Here is a 6,974-nt window from a genome sequence, read left to right as displayed (position 1 = left end):
ATAACACATATTCAAAAGCAGCTACTACTTTTTTGTTCTAAATCAAAAAAACATGGCTACGGGAAAGACTAAAGGCTTGAAAAACGATGTGCCTTGCCTAGCCATCGCGCCAGCGATTTGGTACAATGTTTCAACGGAAAGGAGCGGTCGGAGGGGTTCCTCCGGCCATATGGCCATGATTTTATCTTGTCAAAAAATACAGGTTGCCTTTGCAACCGACGAAGTCCTTCGGGATGTAAGTTTCCAATTGAATGAGGGGGACAAAGTGTCCATCGTGGGCATCAACGGAGCCGGCAAATCCACTTTGCTGAAGGTCATCGCAGGCGAGCTGGAAAAGACCGGCGGCACCGTCACCATTCCCGGCGGCACCACCCTGGGATACCTTTCGCAGAACGCATTCCTGGACACGGACAGGACCCTGTACGAGGAAATGCTCCATGCCAACGAAGAGATCCTGGAACTGGAAGACGCCTTGCGCGAGATGGAATCCTCCCTGGGAGGGGAGGGGAACGTGCCGTCCAGGACCATGGACATGGAGCTGCTGGAAAAACGCACCCATGAGTACGCAACCCTCCGCCACCAGTACGAGGACCTGGACGGCTACAGCTACCGGAGCCTGGTCAAGGGGGTGTTGAACGGCCTCGGTTTCTACGAGGAGGACTACGGCCGGAAGCTGGAGACCCTATCCGGCGGACAGAAGACCCGCCTGGCCTTGGGAAGGCTTCTGGTCCGTACCCCCGACCTGCTGCTGCTGGACGAACCCACCAACCACCTGGACATCGACGCCACCCGGTGGCTGGAGGGGTTCCTTTCCGGCTACCGGAAGACACTGGTGGTGGTGTCCCATGACCGGTATTTTCTGGACCAGGTCACCAGGAAGACCATCGAAATCGAACACGGTGCCGCCAAGGTCTATTCGGGCAACTATTCCTTCTATGCGGCCGCCAAGGCCCATGACCAGGAAATCGCCCTGAAACACTACAGCAACCAGCAGAAGGAGATCCGCAGGCAGCAGGACTCCATCCGGGAGCTGAAGGGAAGGGGCATGGAGAAGTTCGTCCGGAGGGCCCAGAGCAAGGAGAAGGCCCTGGACAAGATGGCCCTGGTGGACCGGCCCCAGACCCTGGACGACACCATGCGCTTCAGGCTCACACCCCGGTTGGAGAGCGGCCAGGACGTCCTCGCCATCAGCGGGCTGGGCCATGCCTTCGACCGCCTGGAGCTTTTCACCGACATGAGCCTTTCCATCCGGAAAGGGGAAAGGGTGGCCCTGGTGGGCGCCAACGGCACCGGCAAGTCCACCCTCCTGAAGCTTCTGACCTCCCACATCCCCGTGCAGAAGGGCTCCATTTACTTCGGCACCAACGTGCATGTGGCCTACTACGACCAGGAGCACCAGCAGCTGGACTCCACCAAGACCCTCATGGATGAAATCCACGACACCTACCCCGGCATGACCAATACGGAGGTCCGGAACACCCTGGCCGCCTTCCTGTTCACCGGAGACGACGTCTTCAAGACCGTGGACAGCCTCAGCGGCGGGGAAAAAGGGCGCCTGACCCTCTGCAAGCTCATGCTGTCCAAGGGGAACTTCCTCCTGCTGGACGAACCCACCAACCACCTGGACATGGTCTCCAAGGGGGTCCTGGAGCAGGTGCTTTGCAGCTACACCGGCACCCTCCTCTTCATCAGCCACGACCGCTACTTCATCAACCAGGTGGCCACCAAGGTGCTGGAGCTGGAGAACGGCCGTTTCACCGAGTATCTGGGCAACTACGACGCCTATCTGGAAAAGAAGCGGCAGCTGCAGAAGGACCGGGAAGATCCGGACCTTCTGGACTTCTCCGGAAGCAAGCCAGCCGGAGGGGGAAGTCCGCCGGAACCTGCCTCCAACACCAAAGAAGCCTGGTTGCGCCAGAAGGAGGCGGAAACCAAGCGCCGCCGCCTGAAGAACCGCTTCCTGCAGGTGGAGGAAGCCATCCAGGAGACGGAAGGGAAAATGGCCGCCATCGACAGCCAGCTCTGTCTGGAAGAGGTGTACACCAGCTACCAGAAGACCCAGGAGCTGAACAAGGAGAAGGAGGAATTGAGCCTCCTCCTGGAGGAATTGTATGGGGAATGGTCGGATCTGGAGGACGAAATGGAAGCAGGGGAGCGGTCATAGCCGCTCCCCTGCTTACTGCAGAATCCGGTCTGCAAGAAAGACCTTTTCTATTTTTGCATCTCCTTTTGGGGAGTCCACCAAAAGGTGCCTGATCTGGTTTTCGTAGGTCGATTGTGAGATCACCTGGATTCCAACTTTATCGATTCCATAGACCGAATCCCCCATATTCGCAACAATCAGGTGTACATCCAGCCCCGGCTCCAGTCCCAGTTCCTCCAATGCGGACAGGGTATGGGGCACCCATGTGTCCGCGTGCAGGAAGACCACATTGATTTCCTGCCTGTGCTTCTTGAATGCCAGCACAATCATCTCTTGGATTCGGTTCGGATTCATGGTACCCTCGAACACTTCAGCAATTTCAATTCTGGAGTAGCCGTTTGTGATCTGCCGAAAACCTCCCGAGCGCTGCATGGCTGCCAGGGAATCCAGATTGCCGGTGATTTCCAGGATTTTTATTTTTGCCTTTTTCCCATAGATGTCCTCAATGATATGCTGGGCCGCAATCCTGCCCTGGTTCTCATGGTCCGGACCGATGTAAACCAGGTTCTGGGCGGAAGATTTGACAGGATTTCCCAACAATACGACCTGTACCGCTTCCCTTTGGGCCTGGAGCAACAATTCTTCCCAACCGTAGCTGAATACAGGGCTGAACATGACCATGTCGACTCCTGAAGCAAGGAAGTTTTCGAACATTTCCTTCTGCTCCTTGTCCTTCTGTTCCACAGAAGACGGATTTGTCAGATTCCCCACAATCCATAGGACACCTTCCATATCTGAAATCCCGCTTCCCTTCCATAAATCCGACTCTATATATCCGATCCTGTAGGGCTCCGCCATAGGTCCATCCTCGCGCCCGTCCCAAAGTCGAAGGGTTCCCAGATTCTCCCTGGTGACCAGAATGCTTCTGAAAATGATTTTTTGGGGGATACCTTCCTCACCATGCAGTATACGCATTGCATAGTCGATCGCTTCCTTCCCGCCTATGGGCGCATACAGGACAGCCTCCAACCTTCCCTCTCGCAACGCCTGCTTCAACTGGTCCGTCAGCACTCCGGCGACACTGATGACAGGAATGCTCAGCCCCTCTTGTTGCAATGCGTTTATGGCTCCTTGGGCCATGGTGCTGTTCTGTGCGAACACAGCGTCCACTTCCCCTCCCAGCCGCAACAATCTTTGCAGGTTTTCCTCCGCTTCCGTACGCAGCCAGTCGCAGTAGATATTGTGTTCGATTTTGATTTTCACATTGCGGTTGATTTCGTCCGTGAACCCTTTCCTTATCTGCATCACAACCGGATCGTCGATGGGTCCGTTGACAGCCACCACCGAGGCCTTCTTGTCCCCAAGGATCTGGTGCAAGCCTTCAGCCGCCTTTTCTCCCACCGAGAGCATGTCGGGACCGATGAACATCCGATAGGAATAATAGGGGATGTCCTTGCCCAAAAGCATGACGGGAATCCGTTCATTCACCCTGTTCAATATGGGGCCAAGTATGTTCGCATCGTTGGCCGTGATGATCAGCAGGTCCACGCCGTAGTTTACCAACTTGTCGATGTCCTTGATCTGCTTGTATGTGCTGCCTCCAGCATTTGTGAAAATCAGCCTTGCGTTGGGATGTCTGGCCAACTCCTCAATCATTGACGTATGCGCTGCGATTTGCGTCTCGTCAGAAAGGTTGGGGTGGGACATTCCAATCAAATACTCGACTCCCGGCTTGTTGGAGCCGGAGAACATCTGCGGGAGGCCAAAGGAGATAACTCCCAGAAAAAGGATTAGTACGGTCATTCCCAACAGCCATTTCCCTTTTATCTTTGCCATGTCCCATCCCCCATCCGGTTGGTCCGATAGGTGTTCGGACTGACTCCCATCAGTTTCTTGAAAGCAGCGCTGAAGTAATGCTGGCTGCTGTATCCAGCGGCATCCGAAATCTCCAGGATTCTCATGGCAGGATTTTTCATCAAGCGCAGGGATTCGTCGATGCGTGCTTTTGTCAGCAGGTCGGAGAATGTCAGTCCTGTCTCCTTTTTAATCATGCGGCTCAGGTAGGCCGGGCTCACCTTGATTTGGTCCGCCACCTCCTGCAGGCTTAGGGAGTGATTGCTGTAGTGCTCCTCCAGATAGGATTTTGCAAAAAGGACCAGCGGCGTCAATTCCAGATCCTGCTTCAAAACATCCGACAAGCTTATGTATGCCCGCCGCAAATCCTGTGCATCGCCCCCCAATTGCTGATGGACCACAACGCAATGCCTTCCCAGGTATTGGCGCAGGGCGCTCTTCAGGTCCTGTCCAAGTGTGTCCACAACAGACGGATCGGTTGCCGAAAGCAACAGACCGTATTCCCCCTGCTCCAGGGGGAATACCAACACACATTCTGCAACCGATTTTGCAATTTCTTCTGCGATGTTTTCGACCGCAAAGGAAAGAAGGCCGGTGTCGAATGCGGGGGCATCCTTTTTTTCAAATTCCAGGAAGCGTAGAAGGAGCAGGTATCCTCCACCATATTGGTCCATGGAAAAAACCCGGTACTCCTCCTCCATCTTGGTCTGATGAAGCCTTCCCAGCAGCCAGTGGCTGACGAACTGGCGTTTCAACTCCGACCGCCCGCTCCCGACCTGTGCCTCCGCCCACTGCACGATTGTTCCTTCTCTTCTTTTTTCGTCCAGCACATCCACAGCCCTCTTCACCGTGTTCATCAGTTCGTTCCGGTTCACCGGCTTGAGTATATAGTCGAACACATTCAACTTGAATGCCTCTTTCGCATAGGAAAATTCATCATATCCTGAAACGATGACCAGCATGCACTCCGGCAACAAGCTCTTGATTTCTCTAATCAGATCCAAGCCGTTGAGGATTGGCATGTTGATGTCCACAAGCATAAGATCCGGTTGCTGTTCGATGGCCAGTTCCAACGCCTCCTTCCCATTGCTGGCTTCCGCAACGATTTCCACCCCGATTTCGTCCCAGTGGAGACTTATGAGTCCCCTCCGTATCTTGGGCTCGTCATCCGCTACAATCATCCTATGCATCGCGCACCTCCTGCTCGTCAAGGAGAATCGGATGCCGGATGAAAACCCGTGTCCCTTCCCCCTCTACACTGTCCACTTCAACACCGAATTCGTTTCCAAAATTCAGACGCAACCGCTCATTGACGTTGAAGAGTCCGATGCCGAACGCATCCGCCCTCTCCAACTCACCACACAACATGGCATTCAGTTGCGCCACCTTTTCAGCAGGAATCCCTGCTCCGTTGTCTGAAACCGAAATCAGGAGCCAGCCTTCCCGGATATCCACCTCTATCCTGATTTCTCCAGGCCTGTCATTCGTTTTTATGCCATGGTAAATGGCATTCTCCACGATTGGCTGGATGATCAGCTTGATGACCCGCAGTCGCTTCAACTGCCGGCTGCAGATTATTTCGTATTGGATCATGGCTTCATAGCGGACCCTCTGTATTTTAAGATAGCTTTCCACATGCTTGATTTCATTTTCCAAAGGGATGATTTCATTCCCCTTGCTGAGTCCGATCCTGAACAGGTCCGTCAGAGCGGTGACCATTTCGGCGATATCGTCCGCACCATGCTCTATAGCCATCCAATTGATGGTGTCCAGCGTGTTGTACAGGAAATGGGGGTTTATTTGCGCTTGGAACGCCCGCAACTCCGCCTCCCTTTTTTCCTTCTGTTCCACATATACCATTTGCAGGAGATTCTGGATGGATTCCAGCATCTTGTTGAATCGATGCCCCAACTGGCTGATTTCATCGGTATAGGAACTGACAAACACCTGGTCCAATTGACCTTCCTCCGCCCGCTCCATCAGCGCCCCCAAGGTGCTGATGGGTTTTGTCAGGGAACTGGTGAGATAATGGGACAGGAAGATGGCGATGGCGAAGATGATCAGGCCGTACAGCACAAAGGAGGAAATCACCTGGACAATCACCTGCAGGGTTTCTCCTGTGGGAAAAACCCCCACCATGTTCCATCCCGTATATCCTGATCGTATGCTTAGAATCTGGTATTCCTCCGACCCAATCTCCACAATCCTATCCTGTACAGCCTCCTCCATCCTAATCCGGTAGACCAGAGGATTGACGGGCGCATACACAGTCTGTCCGTTGTCCTGGAGGATGAACAGGAATCCAGATTTGCCGAGGACAACACTGTCAATAATACTCTCTATGGCAGACAATTTCATGTCGATCAGTGCGACACCGGCTACTTCGCCCTGCCTGTTGAAGATTGCCTTGGATAGGGAGACCACGTTGTCTGCGTTATAATTGGAAAAGCGGCTCCGCACATTGCGTCCGATTGGTTGGCTGAAAAGGTGGATCCCTTTAGGGTTCTCTATTGTCTGCATATACCATAATTCTTCCGTCACCGGGTTTTCCTCAATTTTTTCCATGGTGGCGCTGATGATGCCCCCGTCCTCGCTTGCGATCAGCATGCCGATGATGTTGCTGTCGTTTCTTGTATAGAGGTTGAGGCTTTCAAGGACCGCCTTTTCCAGCTCCAGGTCTTCACTGGATTCTTCTTTCCGGTTGATGTATGCCCTCACGTCCGCATTCTCCACCAGCAGATCAATCGTCTTGTTCATTCCGGAAACATAGGAATCGATCCGCACGTTTACCTGCTCGACCATTTGGTAGGTATGCTCATTGGTTACGTCCATCAACGAGCTTCTCAGGATGTTCATGTTCAGATAACTCAACGCAAAGACCGTCAGTATGACAACAAGCAGAAAGTTCACCATCATCTTGTTCCGGATCCTAAGATTCCCGTATTGATTTTTCAGCCTTGCAAGCATACCCTCACCC

Annotated in this window: 4 protein-coding genes; 1 reads left to right on the top strand and 3 read right to left on the bottom strand. The window is 53.5% G+C overall.

All coding sequences use genetic code 11. The features are described 5' to 3' along the window. Positions 1–52: 52 nt before the first annotated feature. The gene (locus GXN74_RS09920; protein ID WP_343032816.1) at positions 53–2,164 is read left to right on the top strand and encodes an ABC-F family ATP-binding cassette domain-containing protein; all 2,112 of its coding nucleotides are present in this window, start codon (positions 53–55) and stop codon (positions 2,162–2,164) included. Positions 2,165–2,176: 12 nt separating this feature from the next. Here the strand turns inward: GXN74_RS09920 and GXN74_RS09915 are convergent, their stop codons facing one another. Genes GXN74_RS09915 through GXN74_RS09905 form a run of 3 tightly spaced genes read right to left on the bottom strand, consistent with a single transcriptional unit; the run spans position 2,177 to position 6,964 of the window. Beyond that, positions 2,177–3,979 (bottom strand): substrate-binding domain-containing protein, encoded by a 1,803-nt coding sequence (locus tag GXN74_RS09915; protein WP_162370776.1) that lies wholly within the window; start codon positions 3,977–3,979, stop codon positions 2,177–2,179. Continuing rightward, on the bottom strand, positions 3,967–5,187 hold the full coding sequence (locus GXN74_RS09910) for a response regulator (RefSeq protein WP_162370775.1): 1,221 nt from the start codon (positions 5,185–5,187) through the stop codon (positions 3,967–3,969). The genes GXN74_RS09915 and GXN74_RS09910 overlap by 13 nt, the downstream gene beginning before the upstream one ends. Further along, entirely contained in the window at positions 5,180–6,964 is a 1,785-nt protein-coding gene (locus GXN74_RS09905; RefSeq protein ID WP_162370774.1) for a cache domain-containing sensor histidine kinase, read from the bottom strand. Before GXN74_RS09905 ends, GXN74_RS09910 begins: the two co-directional genes overlap by 8 nt. Between the last annotated feature and the right edge of the window lie 10 nt (positions 6,965–6,974).

The sequence above is a fragment of the Anaerotalea alkaliphila genome, assembly GCF_010179735.1.
In the GTDB taxonomy this organism is placed as follows: Bacteria; Bacillota; Clostridia; order Lachnospirales; family Vallitaleaceae; genus Anaerotalea; species Anaerotalea alkaliphila.
Note: the sequence above shows the minus strand (reverse complement) of the source record. Positions and strands in the feature narration are given on the sequence as shown.

What these genes read in the sequence shown, in the direction of transcription:
- GXN74_RS09920 (WP_343032816.1), top strand. Translation starts at nt 53, where the DNA reads ATGGCTACGGGAAAGACTAAAGGCTTGAAAAACGATGTGCCTTGCCTA.
- GXN74_RS09915 (WP_162370776.1), bottom strand. Translation starts at nt 3,979, where the DNA reads ATGGCAAAGATAAAAGGGAAATGGCTGTTGGGAATGACCGTACTAATC.
- GXN74_RS09910 (WP_162370775.1), bottom strand. Translation starts at nt 5,187, where the DNA reads ATGCATAGGATGATTGTAGCGGATGACGAGCCCAAGATACGGAGGGGA.
- GXN74_RS09905 (WP_162370774.1), bottom strand. Translation starts at nt 6,964, where the DNA reads ATGCTTGCAAGGCTGAAAAATCAATACGGGAATCTTAGGATCCGGAAC.